The organism is Sulfurimonas sp. (assembly GCF_029027405.1).
Lineage (GTDB): Bacteria > Campylobacterota > Campylobacteria > Campylobacterales > Sulfurimonadaceae > Sulfurimonas.
Genome location: NZ_CP093396.1, coordinates 2,413,176 through 2,429,712 on the forward strand (window position 1 = coordinate 2,413,176; position 16,537 = coordinate 2,429,712).

Below are 16,537 nucleotides of genomic sequence, written 5' to 3' on the forward strand. Positions count from 1 at the left end.
ACTAAGAAAGAAAAACTACTCTTCCTCTTTAGACATACTATCTTTAGCTTCTATACCAAGAATAGATAGTCCTGTTTTTAGTGAAAGTGCTACAACTAAAAGAAGTTTTAAAAGTTTTGCTTCATCATCATTTCCGATAATTTTACAATCATAATAAAACTTATGTAAAGACGCGGCCAATGCTTTTAAATAATCAGATAACTTTTGAACTTGACGAGAGCTAAAAGCATCTTCAATTACTTCAGGTAGTAAAAGTGCGTCAAACAAAAGTGTATCTGCGTTTTCATCTAAACCTTTTAGTGTACTTTTAAGAATATCTTCTTTTGAAAAGTTTGATTTTGACAAAATAGTTTGAATTCTTGCATGTGCATACTGTATATAAAAAATAGGGTTTGAACTATCTTGTTTTTTAAACTCAGCTAAATCAAACTCTAATGCTGTATCGGACTTTTTAGATGCAAAGATGAAACGAAGAGCATCTGAGCCTATCTCATCAACAATATCACTCATTAAAATAACATTACCTGCACGCTTACTCATCTTGTAAGGCTCACCATCTTTAAGAAGTGAAACCATTTGAGATAGTAGAGTTTCTAGTTTATTTGAATCATATCCAAGATACTCAACTGCCGCATTTACTCTAGGAATATAACCATGATGATCAGCACCCCAAATATTTATGTAATGCTCATATCCGCGTTCAAACTTTTGGTTATGATAAACTATATCTCCAGCTAAATAAGTTGGACGACCATCTTCACGAACTACAACTCTGTCGTTATCATCACCTTTAGCTTCAGATGCTATCCAAATTTTATCTTCTTTTTTATAGATGCCATCACCCATCTTTTGCATAACTCTATCCCAGTCATTATAAAGAGATGACTCATTTACAAAAGTATCAAAGTGAATATTTAAGTTAGCTAGCGAATCTACAACTATCTCCATTACTCCATCTTTAGCCCAAAGTGCAAGTTCTTTTTGACGATTTTCATCACTTAAAATCTTAATGCCAAACTTATCAACTGCGCCTTTTGCTAAAGCTTCTAAATAATCTCCACGATAGTAGCTCTCAGGGTAATCCACTTTCTCTTTAAGTATATTTTCACGACCATACAGTTGTATAGAAAGACCTAATAAATCAATCTGATTTCCAGCATCATTTACATAGTATTCTGCTGTTATATCGTATCCAAGATGTTTTGCTAAACGATATAATGTATCGCCATAAACTGCACCTCTAGCATGACCAATATGAAGCGGACCTGTTGGGTTTGCACTAACAAACTCTAAAAGAATTTTAGATTTTTTATCTTGTTTACCAAAATTGGAAGGATTGTCTAATGCCCAAGTACTGTACTCGCTTAAAAAATCTTCACTCAGACGAAAATTCAAATAACCTTTTACAGACTCAACACTAGAAAAAATTTCAGATTCATTAAATGAAGATGCCAATTCTTCAGCTATTATCATAGGGGACTTTCTAAGTTCCTTAGCTAAAGAAAAAGCAATTGGAGTAGCAAAATGCCCAAAAGACCTGTCTTTTGGTTTCTCTAAAACAACTTCACGACCAAACTTTTCACGCAAAAGCACCGATACTCGTTGTTTCAAGAATTATGCTTGTGTAGTAGTTTTCGGAGCTTCAGTAGATGCAACTTCTTCGCCTGATTCTACTTTTTTAGGAGCTTCAGTTGTTACAACTTCTGGCTCATCTACTTCTTTCATCTCACTTTTAAAGTTTTTTATTCCTTTACCAAGACCTTTTGCTAAATCAGGTATTTTTTTTGCACCAAATAAAAGTATAATTATTCCAAATATTATTAATAGTTCTGTTCCACCAGGCATGCCCATGCTTATTTCCTTTTTATGTTAAAATTAAGTTTTGTAGTATAGCTATAATTTGCTGTAACTACTCTTATTCTTCTATATCTTCCCATCTTTGAGCAAACTCATTTATATCTTGCATAGGAACTTTTAGTCTTGCCGCTTTAGCAATTGTTCTTAATGTTTCGGCTGCTATTTCCAACTCATCATTTATCACTAAATAGTCGTACTCACTAATCCTTTGTATCTCTTTTTTAGCCATACTTACTCGTCTGTCTATCACTTCTTGGGTGTCAGTTTTACGAGCTTCAAGACGGTACTTTAAAATTGAAAGTGTTGGAGGAGAGATAAAAACAGAAGTTGTAATATCACCAAGACGATTATTAACTACTGTATTACCTTGAACATCTATATCAAATATAACAAGTTTACCAACTTTTAACGCTTTTTTTACAGGTTTTAGAGATGTTCCATAGTAGTTACCATGCACAAAAGCATACTCTAAAAAAAACTCATCATCTATATCTTGCTTGAACTCTTCTTCACTAACAAAATGGTAATGAACTCCATTTATTTCACCTTCGCGTATTTTACGAGTTGTTGTTGAAATTGAAAAATATGATTCTCCAATATCGTTTATAATTTTATTTAAAAGTGTGCTTTTACCTGCGCCACTTGGGCCAGAGAGAACTAAAATTGCTCCGCTATTATTATTCACTATTTATCGCCTATTGTTATATTTATACTAATTTTCATGCCTTTAAGAGAAGCGGCTACATCTTCATTTGAAAGAGCTTTAAGAAGGTTTTTAAGTGCTTGTGTTCCATTATCACTAGAACTTTCAACTATCTCTTTCACAGCTTCGGCTTCATTTATTGTGTCTTGTATACTTTCATTAGCTACTTCATTAATAACTTCTTCACCGATTGCCAGCTTTATATCTTTTTCATTTAATGTGTCTAATCCATCTATATCACTGATAGCAATATCTAAAAGTGTATCTGCATCTAGTTCACTTTCTAAATCTTCTTCACTAAGTTCTAAAACCGCACTTTGTATTTGTGCTTCTATGTCTAATTCTTCTTGAGGTTCTTCTGTAGGTTCTACTTCTTCATTACTTAACTCTTCTGAATTTACTTCTTCAAGTTCCTCTTTGTCCTCAAGTTCAAGCTCTTCTTCCAGCTCCTCTTCATCAAGGATTAACTCATCATCTTCAAGTTCCTCTTTGTCCTCAAGTTCAAGCTCTTCTTCCAGCTCCTCTTCATCAAGGATTAACTCATCATCTTCAAGTTCCTCTTTGTCCTCAAGTTCAAGCTCTTCTTCCAGCTCCTCTTCATCAAGGATTAACTCATCATCTTCAAGTTCCTCTTTGTCCTCAAGTTCAAGCTCTTCTTCCAGCTCCTCTTCATCAAGGATTAACTCATCATCTTCAAGTTCCTCTTTGTCCTCAAGTTCAAGCTCTTCTTCCAGCTCCTCTTCATCAAGGATTAACTCATCATCTTCAAGTTCCTCTTTGTCCTCAAGTTCAAGCTCTTCTTCCAGCTCCTCTTCATCAAGGATTAACTCATCATCTTCAAGTTCCTCTTTGTCCTCAAGTTCAAGCTCTTCTTCATCAAGATTCAAGTCATCAGTTTTAAATTCATCAAGTTCTTCTAAATCATCTTCCTCTTCTAAAAGTTCTTGTACTTCCTGTAGCTCTTCTTTATCTAAAACACCTTCCCCTATATCATCTTCTTCATCTAAAGATAACTCATCAAGATCAGAATCCAACTCTAAGTCAATATCTTCTTCATCTTCTATTGCATCATCTAAATCTTTAATATCATCTAACTCAGTTTCACCTTCAATCTCAACTTCATCTAAAGATTTTAAATCCAATTCTTCTTCAATTTCTTGAAGCTTTTCTTCTTCTGATTTTTCATCTATAGCACCAAGGTCTATTGTACTTGCTTCTTGAGCAAAAGTAACAAAAAGTTCTACTAAGTCAGTTGGTAGAAATGGCTTTTTTAAGACTACACTAAATCCTAAAGCTTCTTTTGCATCTCTTGAACATATGTAGAGTGATTGATTGTATTTTATTTTACTTTGAACCTTATTCATTACTTCTTCACTATAAAAAGTATCATCTATCACAAACAAATCACATATACTTTCATTAATATCTTCTATATCTTCTATAATTTCTAGTTTATCTGAAGTTTTTTGTGCACTTAGTGTTACAAGTTTAGTTACAACTGGATTGTCATTTAAAAGTAATATGTTCACATTAGTTCCTTTTTTTAGAAGTTTGAGTTTATTGACATTATTGTATCAAAAAAAACTAAAAAAGCATCTCTAAATAATTAAAAGCCTCTTGCATTTGTGTTTTTAAGATTAACATTGCAGAAGCAAAGGTTGCAATAAGAACCATGAATGACACCATAATCTTAATAGGAAACCCAATAACAAGTAGATTAAACTGAGGCATTGTCTTCATAAGCATACCAAATATAATATCTGCGAGCCATGCTAAAGCAATGATTGGAAAAGCTATCATAAAACCTACTACTAGCATGTTTGAAGCCGCTAGTATTATATAGTTAAAAAGATTCTCTGTCATTAAAAATCCACCTAAGGGAATAGCACTTAATGATTTGTTTATGTATAGTAGCATCCAGTGGTGAAGGTCGATTGATAAAAGAACCATTAATCCCATCAAAGACAAAAATTGTGAAATAATTGGCATCGAAACACCACTTTGTGGATCAATTGCACTTGCCATTGAAAAACCCATCATGAAAGATATAATTCCACCTGCAAAAGTTATTACATTGTAAGATAAAAGCAATATTATTCCTATTGCTAAACCGAAAAATAATTCACTTAGTATCGCAAGAATTATACTAGCTATATTTATTTCAATCTCTAAAGGTGGCATAGATGAGTAAAAAACAATAGTAAAGAAAAAAGCCATTGAAACTTTTATTGTTGGAGGAATATTTTTATGTGAAAAAATTGGTGTTGCTATAAAAAGTGCGGCAAAACGAAAAAATAGAAGAATAAAACCAACTATATATGTATCGGTAAAAATACTAGGCCATGTCATTAGTCTATCCTGATTAACTCTTTGTTTTCAAGTCTATAAACTTTTTTACACTTAAAAGCCAACTCTTCATCGTGTGTCACAAGTACCATTCCTGCACTATTTTTTTCAATATACTCAAAAAAAATATTCATAACTTCGTTTGCAGTTACTTTATCTAAGTTTCCTGTTGGTTCATCTACAAATAAAATACGAGGCTGCTTAGTCAAAACTCTAGCAATAGAAACTCTTTGTTGCTGACCACCTGAGAGTTCAGTTACTTTTTGATTTATACCCTCATAAATATTTAATTTTTTTAAAAGTTCATCATCAATCTCTTGATTTGATAGTATCGCTGCTACTTCCAAGTTTTCAAAAGCACTAAAACCTTTAAAAAGATAATGAGATTGAAAAACAAGGCCAAGCTTATCGCGTTTCATCTGAGCTAATTTTTTTTTACTCATGCTTAAAATATCTTCACCAAATATAGTTACACTACCACTATCTGGAACTAAAAGAGTTGAGAGTATATGCAAAAATGTAGATTTACCACTTCCACTAATACCAATAATGGCAATAGATTCTTTTTCTTCTAACTCAATTGATAGGTTGGAAAATAGTTCATACTCAAAAGTATGTGAAATATTTTTAGCTGATAATAGATTCATAAAAAAGATTATAGCAAGTTTAGATAAAAAATTGCAAAAAAAAGGCTAGAACATAAGTCCTATCCTTTTATAAAAAGAAAAGGATTAAGCTATTAGCTTAAGCCATTTGAGCAGCGACTTCTGCTGCGAAGTCGTCTTCTTTTTTCTCGATTCCTTCACCAACTTCAAGGCGAATAAATTCAGTAATACTAGCCGTTCCACCAAGAGCTTTAGCTGCGGCAACAGTAGCTTGTGCAACTGTCATCTTGTCATCTAAAACATATTGTTGGTCTAGTAGAGCTTGTTCTTGGTCTAGCATTGTATTATCTAAGATAAAACGAGCTATTTGACCTGGTACAATTTTATCCCAGATTTTTTCTGGTTTATTTTGCTCTTTCAATTTAGCTTTTATATCAGTCTCAGCTTGAGCAATAACTTCATCAGTTAATTGCATCATAGAGATATATTTAGGTACATTTTTCTCTGATTTTTTTAAACGAGCTAGTTCAATATTCTCTTTTTTAAGAGCTTCAATTCGACCCTTTGTTTCACTCTCTACATACTTAGCATCAAAATCTTTGTAAGATAATGTACTAGGTTTCATAGCAGATGCATGCATAGCAACTTGCTTAAGAAATGGAATCATTCCCTGCGCAGTCTTTTCGCTATCACATTTAGCAGTGATAATCACAGCTATTCTGCTGTTTGAGTGAATGTAACCATTAAGTGCAGTTGTAGCGTCAGCATTAAGAGTAGAAAAACGACGAAGTTCAATCTTTTCACCAATCTTAGTTACAGCTGTAGCAAATGATTCACCAAAAGGAGAAGCATTAAAAGCTTCTACGTCAGCAGGTTGATTATCGTAAATTTCTTGTGCAGAATCTTTTACAAGATTTTGGAAACCTTCATTTTGAGCTACAAAGTCAGTTTCAGAGTTAATCTCTATAATAGTTGCTTTAGAAAAATCAGCGGCAATTACTAATCCTGCAAGACCTTCAGCAGCAATTCTACTTGCTGATTTTTTAGCAGCTTTAGCAATACCTCTTTCTTTTAACCATGCAGTTGCTTTTTCCATGTTTCCATCGTTTTCAACAAGCGCTTTTTTACAGTCCATCATACCAGCATCTGTAGCTGCTCTTAGTTCTTTAACTTGTGCTGCTGTAACTGCCATGACTACGCTTCCTTTGTTGGAGCTGGTACTTCAGTTGCCTCAGCTTCTACTGCTACTTCTTCACTCGCAACTTCTTCTACTTGCTCTTCTTCTGCAGGTGCATCTCTAAGAGCTTTACCTTCATTAATTGCAGCTGTCATTTCACGACAAAATAGTTGAATTGAACGGATTGCATCATCATTACCAGGAATTGGGTAAGTGATTAAATCTGGATCGCAGTTAGTGTCTAGTGGAGCTACAACAGGAATATTAAGGCATCTCGCTTCTAAAACAGCGATGTGTTCTTTAACTGCATCTACAACAAATAACATATCTGGAAGTTTTTTCATATTTCTAATTCCACCGAAATATGCTTCAAGTTTAACTTTCTTACGAGTAAGCATTAGAGCTTCTTTTTTCGTAAGTAAATCAATTTGACCATTTTCTTGCATCTCAGAAATAATATCAAGTTTACGGATTGATTTTTGAATAGTTGGGAAGTTAGTAAGCATACCACCTAACCATCTGTTATCTACATAAGGCATGTTACAAGCGATTGCTGCATCTCTTACAGAGTTACGAGCTTGTTTTTTAGTACCTACGAATAATACAGTTTGCCCTTCAGCAGCTGCGTCCATAACGATTGTATATGTGTTACGGAAATAACGAAGAGTTTTTTGTAAATCAATAATATAGATATTTTTACGAACACCGAATATATATTTTTTCATTTTCGGGTTCCAACGACGAGTTTGGTGTCCAAAGTGTACACCACATTCTAATAAGTCTTTCATAGTTACCATAGGTAATCCTTAAATCGCAATTTTTCGTGCGAAGAGTTTTGTTAGTTAATCTTTGAAGATGTCGGACGGGTCTATCCTAAAGAGGAAGTCGCACTAACTTTTGACACAATCTGTTAATGTTTTTTTATGCGTTTGCATAAGAAAAATCCGCGAATTATACTCAATTATTATTTAATTTAAGCTTTTAGACTCTCTAACTCTGCTTGAACTTTTGCAACATGCTCTTTAACTCTTACTTTTTCAAAAACAGCTTTTATGATTCCATCTGGGTTAATTATAAAAGTCGTTCTAACAATTCCCATATACTCTTTTCCATAGTTTTTCTTTAACTGCCAAACACCATACTCTTGCATCATTGTAGTCTCTTCATCACTTAATAGCGTTATGCCTAACTCTCTTTTTTCTATGAAATTACGATGTTTTTTTGTGCTATCTGCACTAACACCTAAGATAATTGCATCTAGGTCTGAAAAATCAGGGGCTGCATCTGTAAACTCACAAGCTTCAGTTGTGCATCCAGGAGTATTATCTCTTGGGTAAAAATATAAAACAATCCACTTACCCTTTAAATCTCTTAAGCATATTTCTATATCATCTTGGTTAGGCAGACAAAATTCCGGTGCTTTTTCATCAATTTTTAACATTTTTTTATTCCTTTATACTTTTTAATTTTAATAGACAAACATTAAAAAATAGACCCAAATCCCTGTTAGAGAAGTCATTACAACTCCCAAGAAGGTTAGTAGTCCAGCTTTTTTATGTCTGTTTAGTAGTAGCTGTTTTTTTGCCATAAAAATAGTTACAGCCCAAATAACAAGAGTTATAACAGATACTATAATATGAAAAATCAAAACTATAAGTGCATAATTGTGTGACACATGACTTTCTTTCATAAAAAAGTCAAAGCCACCGCCCATTCTTACTCCTATTTCAAAATAGGTTAAAACTATCACAGAAAATGCAAAAATAAACACTTGTGAATAAGCATGAAGTTTATACTTTTTATTTCTCGCTAAATAGATAGCACTTGCAACAAGAAGAGGCAAAAGTGAAACTATCAGAGTTACTAAATCCATAAAAAATGGAGCACGTGTACCTAAAAATCCAGTTTCAAACATATAGTTCATTATTTAGCCTTTTGTTTTTGATAGTAAGCATACCATGAGCCAAGAAATAGTAAAACAACAACTACACTAATGGTTATTTGCTTTAAATATGTATTTATCAGCTCTTGATTTTCACCTATAAAATATCCTAACATTGTTAGTATTAATGCCCAGATGCCAGCACCTAAAGCAGTATAAGTAGAAAATACAATTAGGTTCATTTTTGCAAGCCCAGCAGGTATAGAAATCAACTGTCTAATCCCTGGAATAAGTCTTCCTATAAAAGTAGAAATATGTCCATGTTTAGCAAAGAAATCATCCATTTTATCTAAGGCACTTTCTTTTATAAAAAAGTATTTTCCATATCTTTTTAGTATTTTTCTTCCTAAAGTAAGAGCAAGATAATAATTTATAAAAGCTCCAACTAATGAACCACCTAAAGCACTTATCATTATCATAGATATTGACATATCACCTTTAGATGCTAGGTAACCAGCAGGGATAAGAACTATCTCACTAGGAAAAGGGATAAATGAACTTTCTATTGCCATTAATAAAAAAATGCCTAAATAACCCCAGTCAAATATCAAATCTACTATTGTTTGTGCTAACTCTTTTATCATTAATTATTTTCCTTTGTCAGCATAGCTAATACTTTTGGAAGCTTATCATCATCGGCATAAAAATACTCTTCTAAAAGTGGTTTAATTTTGTATTCTTTAACAAACTCTAAATCTTCACTATTTTGAACTTTCATAAAATAACTATGCCCTAGCATATAATCCTCACCCAAATTTTCTTTACATCCTATAAACTCATTTAGTTTTTCCATTAGTTCTTTGGCATCTGTATTTTTAACTAACTCTAAATTTGGTTTCATCTTTAAAAATGTAAATCTTCGTCTAAGTGCTATATCAACTGTAGCTATAGATTTATCTGTAGAGTTCATAGTGGCTATTATGTAAAGGTTTGAAGGAACTGAAAAATTTTCTTTAGAATATGGCAGAGTAACTTCATATATATCTCTTTTATCTTCTTCTATAAGAGTAATTAACTCTCCAAATATTTTAGAAATATTTCCTCTGTTTATTTCGTCTATGACTATGTAGAAGTTTTTATCGCTTTTTTCTAAAGCCTTATTAACAAGGTTTTTAAATACTCCATCTTCAAGTTTGATGCCATTATTGTTGGGTCTAAATCCCTCAATAAAATCTTCATAAGAGTAACTTTGATGAAAAGTTACAAACTCTACTCTTTTTTCGTCTTTTATAGTTTTAAAAATTTCACTATCATGTTCTACTTTTTCATTTTTTGAAATAATATCAAATATCTCTTTTTGACTTCTTCCATCTTCTATCATAGCTATTAATCTTTGGTAGTTATGAGTTTTTCCAACTCCTGGAGCACCATATAGGATTATGTTTTCAATATTTATTGTTGATTTGTTAAGCAATACTTCATTATTTATTGTATTTTTATCAACAATAGTTAAGTTTTCTTGACCTTGTTTATTAAAAATCTTTTTTAATATGACTCTTCCACCGCTAGTTCTAAAGTCATCTTCTAATTCCAATATTTCTAAATTATCTTTACATATTGATTTAACTGGATATAAATTATCATCAAACACTTTATAAAAAATATGAGCATTATTTAATGGATAATTATCGGGGTTATTATTGTAATCTTTCATTGTATCTATAACTTGCAAATATTGTAAATAATATTTATATCTCATTGCTACACTTCTATTATCTGAAAATGTAGCAACTCCACCATCATGATGATTGTCATAAATTTCTTGATAGTTATTATCTTTATTAGCAAATGTTTTTATTTTTTCTATATCATCTAGGGTAGAAAATTCTTCAATTTCATTTAATATTGCTAAACCCGTAGTAATATGAGAAGTATAAAAACTTATTGAATTATCTACGAAACCAATTTTTCTTAAATACTCTCCAAATCCATTTAAATTAATCATATTATCTTCTCCAATCTGTTTCTAATCTCTTCAATATACTCATAATACCCACCATAAAAATCCAAATCAACACTCTTCATCTGCAACTCCACCTTATTATCATTCTCACCCAAAACTATTGTCTTATCTATTTCATCCAGATGCTTAGGATAAAGAAGCATAGTAGCATCTATATTTTCAAAATTATTAGCATAAACATACATCTGATATCTATCTTCACGAGATGCTATTTTATCATTTTTTATTACTTTATATTTACAGTCAATTATAAGATTTTTACTTTTTATAATGATGTCAGGTCTTAACTTTAAACTTCCAAAATTTCTTTCATTTTGCAACTCTGTTGTAGCATCTATTTCTTTATAAATTCTACCTATAAACTTCTCAAACAAAACATTCATATCAAACAAAAATGCAAAACTCTTTTTACCATTTTCAAATGTAGGAACAAACTTATTTAAAAGTAGTATAGCAAACTCAAAACTGTCTTTGTATCTACTGTTTAGTCTGTTAAAATGAATATTTATTTTGTTAATATCAAAACTCTTTGCATCTACCTCATCAAGTATCAACTCACACTGCTTTAATAACTTCTTATTTTTAGCAAACTTTATTAAGGTTTTTATAGCATATAAAAAGAATTGGTTTAGTTCATTGTTTTGACTAAACTCATCATATTCACAGTATATTTTATTTTTAGTAAAGTTGTATTTTAGATTTTCATTTATAAGATACTTACCTCTTAAAGTTGTAAGATTATCTTGTTCAGTTATATACTCTTTATAGATGCCCTTTTGAAACTCTTTAAAAAGATTTTGTATAAACATTTGAATAAAAACTTCTAAAATTTCATGAGGTTCGTTTTCACTAGATGCTGTCTGTTCATTTAATAGTTTTACATCGTAAACATACATAAGCATATATATAAAAATATTTAGATTTTTTTTACTGTCATGATTTGCTATTTTAGGGAGTATGTAATAATCTTTGTCACCATGATTTAAGATACCACAATATTGAGTCGCTTTTACTTTTTGCCAGTCTTGGCGAAAATACTGATGCAAAGATTCATTTACTTGAATATATTTGTTTAAATCACGGGGTATCTCTTCATACTCATAAATGATATTTTCAAGCATATTCAATTAATAAACTTTAGTTTTATAGTTCAATCTTTAAAATCTTGTTTTTCAACGTCGGTAAATAGTCTCTTAATATACTCTCAATAAAGCCTAAATCTACACCTTCATAATCATGAACAATATAGTTTCTTGTATAATATGCTCCATCTTTATCATCTTTTAAATCATAAGTTTCTACAACTTTATCATCAAACTTTTTTAGTGTTTCGCCAATCTGTGACAGTCCCATTAAAACTGCCATTTGACCTTCAAAATCTTCTAAAGTTTTTACAATACCCTCATGTCTTTTAACTATTTCTTCTATATTTTCTATCATCTCAACTATAAAATCTATTTTAGCTTGTAATGATTTTTCAGACATAAACTACTTCATCTAAAATATATTTTTTTGCTGTTTTTGAAAGGTTATTTTTAGGAGCTAAGTCAATTTTTTTATCTAATGACTTACTTATTTGTTTTTTTATTTCATCTAGTTTTTTAAAGCCTATAAATCCACTATATTTTTTAAAAAAAACATCATTAAGATGATACAAAATATCTACATCACTATTTTGTGTATTTTCTCCTCTTGCGTATGAGCCAAAAACTCCATCTATAACAAAACCATCATTAATAAAGTTATTTTTTAAAGATTTTATTTTATTTAAAATATTTATATCTTGCATTTTAACACCTCATACTAATATATTGTACATTATAGCAAATTATCAGAATTAACTTTTTGGACATCTCGTATCATCTGTAATGCCACATCTTTTTTGCCATACTGGATTAGGGCTCTACTTTTATGTTCTAATGGTTCATCAAGTATAGCTAAGAATTTATCTTTTAAATCTTCACTTTCTCTTTCACACCAACCAAGTTCTTTTTCTTGTATGAATTTTGCATTGTGGTATTGGTGATCAGATGCAGCGTGAGGATATGGCACATAAAAAGCAGGACAACCATTTGTTGTAAGCTCCCATAGGGTACTCGCCCCTGCACGACTAACTGCCAAGTCAGAAATCTGAATCAATCTTGTTAGCTCAGTTGTAAATCCATAAAGCTTTACACTAATTCCTAAATTTTCATACTCTTTTTTAACTCTCTCATAATCACTCTCACCTGCTTGATGAATAATTTTTATGCCTTTTTCGTTAAGGGTAGATGCTACACTTAAAGCTAAGTCATTTATAGCTTTTGCTCCATGTGAGCCACCTAAAAATATAATTGTTTTTAAATTTTGTCTAACTCTTGCACTTTTATAAAACACATCTTTAACGGGATAGCCTTTAATTGGTGAGTCCTCATCATAAGCGCTTATAAATCTCTTAGCATAAGGTTTTAAAAGTGAGTTCAGCCTTCCTTTTACAGCATTTTGTTCATGTATAAAAAGAGGCATTCTCATAGAAATACTAGCTAGTGATGCTGGTGCAGCTGAAAAACCACCTACACTATAAACAGCATCTATACTATGTTCTTTTAAAATAGTTCTTGATTTTATAAAGGCACTAAATACTTTAAAAAGTGCTTTTATTTTACCAACACCTTTTTGATTTACAACTCCTGTTGTTTGTAGAAAATAAACTTCAGAAAAAAGAGTAGAATTTTCAAAATATTTCTTATCTTGTCCTTTAGTTGAACCTACAAAAATTACTTCATGCCCATCTTTTTTGGCCGCTATTACAAGAGCTTCGGCTATCATAAGATGACCACCAGTTCCACCACCTGTAATGCAAAGTTTCATAAAATTATCTCCATCTACTCTAAGTCTGCTTTTTTAGATGCCATCAGTACCATACCAATAGCAATAGATGCCGCAATCATCGCTGAACCACCATAACTCAAAAATGGAACCGAGATACCTTTAATAGGGGTGATTCCACTAATACCATAAGCATTTACAATAAAAGCAAAAGATAGTAAGAGTCCTATACCAAGTGAGAATAGATAGATGCTTGTATCTTTTGAACGATTTGCAATTTTAAATATTCTTTGTAGTATCCACATAAATAAAATAACTACAAATAACACGCCAAAAAAACCAAACTCTTCTGCTAAACCTGCCAAAATAAAATCTGTATGAACCTCACTTAAAAAGCCAAGTTTAAAAGTTCCTCCACCCAAACCTGTACCAAACATTCCACCATTGTGTATTGCATTTATTGAGTGTCCTATTTGATATGGTTCTATCTCTGTTGGAACTCTTAATTTTTCTGCTATTGTAGCTGGAAAAAGTTCTAATACACTGTTTTGAGCCAACGCCCACCATGACTTTATACGAGTGATTCTATGTTCTGCAGTAAAAATAAAAAACAGAAAAAAAGTTAAAGCTATAAAAAGAAGTGAGAAAAAAAATCTAAAACTACTCCCCGCAAACATCAACATAAAGAGAAGTGTCATGCCAAGAACTACAACTTGTCCTAAATCATTTTGAACAAAAGCTATCATAAACATAGCACATACAAAGACAAGTGCATAAGGAATAAAACGCTTAAACTCTGCTCCTATTCCCATGCCAGCATGGTGTCCTAATTTTCTTGAAAAACTCCATGCTAAAAAATAAACAAAACCAACTTTAAAAAACTCAACTGGAGCAAGGGAAAATCCAAAAATTTTTATCCATCTTTTTGCTCCACCAACAGCAGAGACTAAAGACTCTGATAAAAAAGGCATCGCTATTATTAAAATTCCTGAACCTATAAAAAGCATAAAACCAATAGGTGCCAACCATTTATCAGGATCAAGTTGAGCTAATAACCAAATTATTATAACTCCCATAAAACCAAAAAAAGCTTGTCTTATAGCGAAATGAAACTCACTAACTCCAAAAAGAAGTGTTGTATATGCTGATAAAGAGTAAGTAAGAACTATACTAATTAAAATTAACATAGATACAAGTAAGAATAATTTTCTATCAGCCATAAGTAAACAAGCCTATTTAATTTTATTTATTTTTAAAACAAACTCAACTTCTGCTTTTGAGATATGTAGCTCTTTAGAGATAGTTTCCAGAGAAACTCCTTGCTTAAAAAGTGAGATAATTTTTTCATCATCATTTCCATGAACTGAGGTTGGAATAGAGATTTGTTTTACCCCATTTTCTAAAGATGCCATACGAGAATTCATTTGTCCATCCATATCATGAAGAGTTTTTTCTAGTTTTTTTAGACCAAGAGAAAGAGGGCTTACCATGTCATACACTGTTCTTTCTACCTCTTCATAAATGTTTTCATCACTCATTCTACTATTATTATCTTTAATATTTTTTGCTGTCCCTTCAAGCTCTTTTTTTAAGTAATATATATCTCTGTTTAATTCTTCAACAACAGATGCGACAGAGTGGATATTTTTATTGAACTCTGAATCTTTTGAAAAAACATAATATAAAAGATATAAAATCATAGCTGCCATGGCAACTACAATATACTCGATATTTATAAACTCTGTATAATTCATTTTTCTTTCGCCTCACGAATAAGTACTCTCTCCCTTGCTGTCAAATAGACCCCCCACTCTTTTTCATCTCTATCATGTATTTTTGTTATTTCAACTAATGATGAATCAAGTGCCTTAAAAAAAACTGCAACATCTCTTTTTGGGTGAACAGGCATTTCAACCCGTCCATAATATTCTACTCCAACTTCTAAAACATCTGCTTCTAATTTAAAATGATCAAAACCAATAGACTCTATTTTTATTTCATGATTTAGTGATATTCGTTTAGGGATTTCATTTTTTAAAAACATCTCTAAGGCATCTATCTTTCTATGCAATTCTACAACAAGGTTTAGTAAAACAGGGTCGGTATCAGAAGTTTCACCTCTTCCTTTAGCAAGTTTTAACCATTGACTTATCGGGTCATCATCACTCTCACTTAACTGTGCATACTCTCTTAAATACTCTTCTTTATCTAGTGACGCTTCACTATACACTAAACTGATTGGAACAGGTACTAAACGAATACTCATGCAAACACCTTATCTAAAACTATAAATATGAAAAATGCTATGCCTAAGTAACCATTTACAGTAAAAAAAGCACGGTCTATTGTTGTGAAATCTTTTCTAACTAGGTAGTGTTCATAAGAGAGCATAATCGCACTTAAGATAACTGCACTAAAAGCAAAAATACCAAGACCTGCAACCCAAACAAACAAAGCCCAAAAAATAACACTAAGTAAGTGGAATAATGCAGAGATAAAAAGAGTTGCATCTGAGCCATATCTTGATGGAATAGAATGTAACTTATTATCTATATCAAAGTCCATATCTTGAAGCGAATAAAGTAAGTCAAATCCAGCAACCCAAAATATAACACCTAAACTAAGTATAACTGACCAAGCAGGTATCGATGCTTGAACTGCTACTACACCAGCAATAGGAGCTAAACCTAAAGAGATGCCAAGAATAAGATGTGCTAAATGAGAAAACCGTTTAAAATAGGAATAAGAGCTAAGGACAAAAAGGATGGGAACACTTAAGTAGAGTGCTAAATCATTTATCATATATGCAACTACTATAAAAACAAAAGCGTTTACAGCTATAAATATTAAAATACTAAAAGAATCTAACCTTCCATCCACATTTGGTCTTGAAGTTGTTCTAGGATTTTGGGCATCTATATCTCTGTCTGCATAACGGTTTACACCCATAGCAAAATTTCTAGCACTAACAGCAGCTAAAACTCCCATCAGTAAAAGCCAAAACCCAAACCAGCCATCTGCTGCTACAATCATAGCAATAAAGATGAAGGGAAGAGAAAATATAGAGTGTTCGAACATTACAAGTTCATTAAAATCTTTTAATTTATTTATATATTTTTGCAACTATTTACCTTAA

20 protein-coding genes are annotated in these 16,537 nt (G+C 31.6%); all 20 read right to left on the bottom strand.

The annotated features are described in order from the left end of the window. Nucleotides 1–15: 15 nt before the first annotated feature. The 20 genes from argS to mqnP all read right to left on the bottom strand — a co-directional run bounded on the left by argS (nt 16) and on the right by mqnP (nt 16,524). Nucleotides 16–1,611 (bottom strand): arginine--tRNA ligase, encoded by a 1,596-nt coding sequence (gene argS, locus MOV42_RS11705; RefSeq protein WP_324171358.1) that lies wholly within the window; start codon nt 1,609–1,611, stop codon nt 16–18. Nucleotides 1,612–1,614: 3 nt separating this feature from the next. Further along, nucleotides 1,615–1,851, bottom strand: a complete 237-nt coding sequence (gene tatA, locus MOV42_RS11710; protein ID WP_324171359.1) for a twin-arginine translocase TatA/TatE family subunit — start codon at nt 1,849–1,851, stop codon at nt 1,615–1,617. A 64-nt stretch (nt 1,852–1,915) separates the two neighbouring features. Further along, a complete protein-coding gene (gmk, locus tag MOV42_RS11715; RefSeq protein ID WP_324171360.1) occupies nt 1,916–2,542 on the bottom strand; it encodes a guanylate kinase in 627 nt (208 codons plus the stop codon). Further along, entirely contained in the window at nt 2,542–4,089 is a 1,548-nt protein-coding gene (locus MOV42_RS11720; RefSeq protein WP_324171361.1) for a DNA topoisomerase IV, read from the bottom strand. The genes gmk and MOV42_RS11720 overlap by 1 nt, the downstream gene beginning before the upstream one ends. 55 nt (nt 4,090–4,144) lie before the next feature. Further along, nucleotides 4,145–4,909 carry a flagellar biosynthetic protein FliR gene (fliR, locus tag MOV42_RS11725; protein WP_324171362.1) on the bottom strand — a complete coding sequence of 255 codons (765 nt, stop codon included), beginning with the start codon at nt 4,907–4,909 and terminating at the stop codon, nt 4,145–4,147. After that, nucleotides 4,909–5,553, bottom strand: a complete 645-nt coding sequence (locus MOV42_RS11730) for an ABC transporter ATP-binding protein (RefSeq protein WP_324171363.1) — start codon at nt 5,551–5,553, stop codon at nt 4,909–4,911. The genes fliR and MOV42_RS11730 overlap by 1 nt, the downstream gene beginning before the upstream one ends. Nucleotides 5,554–5,650: 97 nt before the next feature. Further along, nucleotides 5,651–6,703, bottom strand: coding sequence for a translation elongation factor Ts (tsf, locus tag MOV42_RS11735; protein ID WP_324171364.1), 1,053 nt, complete (start codon nt 6,701–6,703; stop codon nt 5,651–5,653). 2 nt (nt 6,704–6,705) lie between these two features. Next, nucleotides 6,706–7,485: a 30S ribosomal protein S2 gene (rpsB, locus tag MOV42_RS11740; RefSeq protein WP_324171365.1), complete on the bottom strand. Its 780-nt coding sequence runs from the start codon at nt 7,483–7,485 to the stop codon at nt 6,706–6,708. Between the two features lie 176 nt (nt 7,486–7,661). Then, nucleotides 7,662–8,129 carry a thioredoxin-dependent thiol peroxidase gene (bcp, locus tag MOV42_RS11745; protein ID WP_324171366.1) on the bottom strand — a complete coding sequence of 156 codons (468 nt, stop codon included), beginning with the start codon at nt 8,127–8,129 and terminating at the stop codon, nt 7,662–7,664. Nucleotides 8,130–8,156: 27 nt separating this feature from the next. Beyond that, complete coding sequence (locus MOV42_RS11750) at nt 8,157–8,612, bottom strand: DUF420 domain-containing protein (protein WP_324171367.1); 456 nt, start codon at nt 8,610–8,612, stop codon at nt 8,157–8,159. After that, nucleotides 8,612–9,214 (bottom strand): DedA family protein, encoded by a 603-nt coding sequence (locus MOV42_RS11755; RefSeq protein ID WP_324171368.1) that lies wholly within the window; start codon nt 9,212–9,214, stop codon nt 8,612–8,614. The genes MOV42_RS11750 and MOV42_RS11755 overlap by 1 nt, the downstream gene beginning before the upstream one ends. Beyond that, nucleotides 9,214–10,575: an McrB family protein gene (locus MOV42_RS11760; RefSeq protein WP_324171369.1), complete on the bottom strand. Its 1,362-nt coding sequence runs from the start codon at nt 10,573–10,575 to the stop codon at nt 9,214–9,216. Before MOV42_RS11760 ends, MOV42_RS11755 begins: the two co-directional genes overlap by 1 nt. Continuing rightward, a complete protein-coding gene (locus MOV42_RS11765; RefSeq protein WP_324173029.1) occupies nt 10,572–11,714 on the bottom strand; it encodes an McrC family protein in 1,143 nt (380 codons plus the stop codon). The genes MOV42_RS11760 and MOV42_RS11765 overlap by 4 nt, the downstream gene beginning before the upstream one ends. A 22-nt stretch (nt 11,715–11,736) precedes the next feature. Next, complete coding sequence (locus MOV42_RS11770; RefSeq protein WP_324171370.1) at nt 11,737–12,078, bottom strand: DUF86 domain-containing protein; 342 nt, start codon at nt 12,076–12,078, stop codon at nt 11,737–11,739. Then, on the bottom strand, nt 12,071–12,382 hold the full coding sequence (locus tag MOV42_RS11775; RefSeq protein ID WP_324171371.1) for a nucleotidyltransferase domain-containing protein: 312 nt from the start codon (nt 12,380–12,382) through the stop codon (nt 12,071–12,073). Before MOV42_RS11775 ends, MOV42_RS11770 begins: the two co-directional genes overlap by 8 nt. A 29-nt stretch (nt 12,383–12,411) precedes the next feature. Beyond that, the gene (murG, locus tag MOV42_RS11780; RefSeq protein ID WP_324171372.1) at nt 12,412–13,443 is read right to left on the bottom strand and encodes an undecaprenyldiphospho-muramoylpentapeptide beta-N-acetylglucosaminyltransferase; all 1,032 of its coding nucleotides are present in this window, start codon (nt 13,441–13,443) and stop codon (nt 12,412–12,414) included. A 14-nt stretch (nt 13,444–13,457) separates the two neighbouring features. Continuing rightward, nucleotides 13,458–14,621 carry an FtsW/RodA/SpoVE family cell cycle protein gene (locus MOV42_RS11785; RefSeq protein WP_324171373.1) on the bottom strand — a complete coding sequence of 388 codons (1,164 nt, stop codon included), beginning with the start codon at nt 14,619–14,621 and terminating at the stop codon, nt 13,458–13,460. 12 nt (nt 14,622–14,633) lie between these two features. After that, complete coding sequence (locus MOV42_RS11790; protein WP_324171374.1) at nt 14,634–15,155, bottom strand: hypothetical protein; 522 nt, start codon at nt 15,153–15,155, stop codon at nt 14,634–14,636. Next, nucleotides 15,152–15,667, bottom strand: coding sequence for a hypothetical protein (locus MOV42_RS11795; protein WP_324171375.1), 516 nt, complete (start codon nt 15,665–15,667; stop codon nt 15,152–15,154). Before MOV42_RS11795 ends, MOV42_RS11790 begins: the two co-directional genes overlap by 4 nt. Then, the gene (mqnP, locus tag MOV42_RS11800) at nt 15,664–16,524 is read right to left on the bottom strand and encodes a menaquinone biosynthesis prenyltransferase MqnP (RefSeq protein WP_324171376.1); all 861 of its coding nucleotides are present in this window, start codon (nt 16,522–16,524) and stop codon (nt 15,664–15,666) included. Before mqnP ends, MOV42_RS11795 begins: the two co-directional genes overlap by 4 nt. Nucleotides 16,525–16,537: the final 13 nt, after the last annotated feature.

Excerpts from the sequence above, each read along its gene's own strand:
- MOV42_RS11775 (WP_324171371.1), bottom strand. The coding sequence starts at position 12,382 with ATGCAAGATATAAATATTTTAAATAAAATAAAATCTTTAAAAAATAAC.
- MOV42_RS11795 (WP_324171375.1), bottom strand. The coding sequence starts at position 15,667 with ATGAGTATTCGTTTAGTACCTGTTCCAATCAGTTTAGTGTATAGTGAA.
- MOV42_RS11785 (WP_324171373.1), bottom strand. The coding sequence starts at position 14,621 with ATGGCTGATAGAAAATTATTCTTACTTGTATCTATGTTAATTTTAATT.
- MOV42_RS11790 (WP_324171374.1), bottom strand. The coding sequence starts at position 15,155 with ATGAATTATACAGAGTTTATAAATATCGAGTATATTGTAGTTGCCATG.
- MOV42_RS11755 (WP_324171368.1), bottom strand. The coding sequence starts at position 9,214 with ATGATAAAAGAGTTAGCACAAACAATAGTAGATTTGATATTTGACTGG.
- MOV42_RS11730 (WP_324171363.1), bottom strand. The coding sequence starts at position 5,553 with ATGAATCTATTATCAGCTAAAAATATTTCACATACTTTTGAGTATGAA.
- rpsB (WP_324171365.1), bottom strand. The coding sequence starts at position 7,485 with ATGGTAACTATGAAAGACTTATTAGAATGTGGTGTACACTTTGGACAC.
- murG (WP_324171372.1), bottom strand. The coding sequence starts at position 13,443 with ATGAAACTTTGCATTACAGGTGGTGGAACTGGTGGTCATCTTATGATA.
- MOV42_RS11770 (WP_324171370.1), bottom strand. The coding sequence starts at position 12,078 with ATGTCTGAAAAATCATTACAAGCTAAAATAGATTTTATAGTTGAGATG.
- MOV42_RS11760 (WP_324171369.1), bottom strand. The coding sequence starts at position 10,575 with ATGATTAATTTAAATGGATTTGGAGAGTATTTAAGAAAAATTGGTTTC.
- fliR (WP_324171362.1), bottom strand. The coding sequence starts at position 4,909 with ATGACATGGCCTAGTATTTTTACCGATACATATATAGTTGGTTTTATT.
- tatA (WP_324171359.1), bottom strand. The coding sequence starts at position 1,851 with ATGGGCATGCCTGGTGGAACAGAACTATTAATAATATTTGGAATAATT.
- bcp (WP_324171366.1), bottom strand. The coding sequence starts at position 8,129 with ATGTTAAAAATTGATGAAAAAGCACCGGAATTTTGTCTGCCTAACCAA.
- MOV42_RS11765 (WP_324173029.1), bottom strand. The coding sequence starts at position 11,714 with ATGCTTGAAAATATCATTTATGAGTATGAAGAGATACCCCGTGATTTA.
- tsf (WP_324171364.1), bottom strand. The coding sequence starts at position 6,703 with ATGGCAGTTACAGCAGCACAAGTTAAAGAACTAAGAGCAGCTACAGAT.
- MOV42_RS11750 (WP_324171367.1), bottom strand. The coding sequence starts at position 8,612 with ATGAACTATATGTTTGAAACTGGATTTTTAGGTACACGTGCTCCATTT.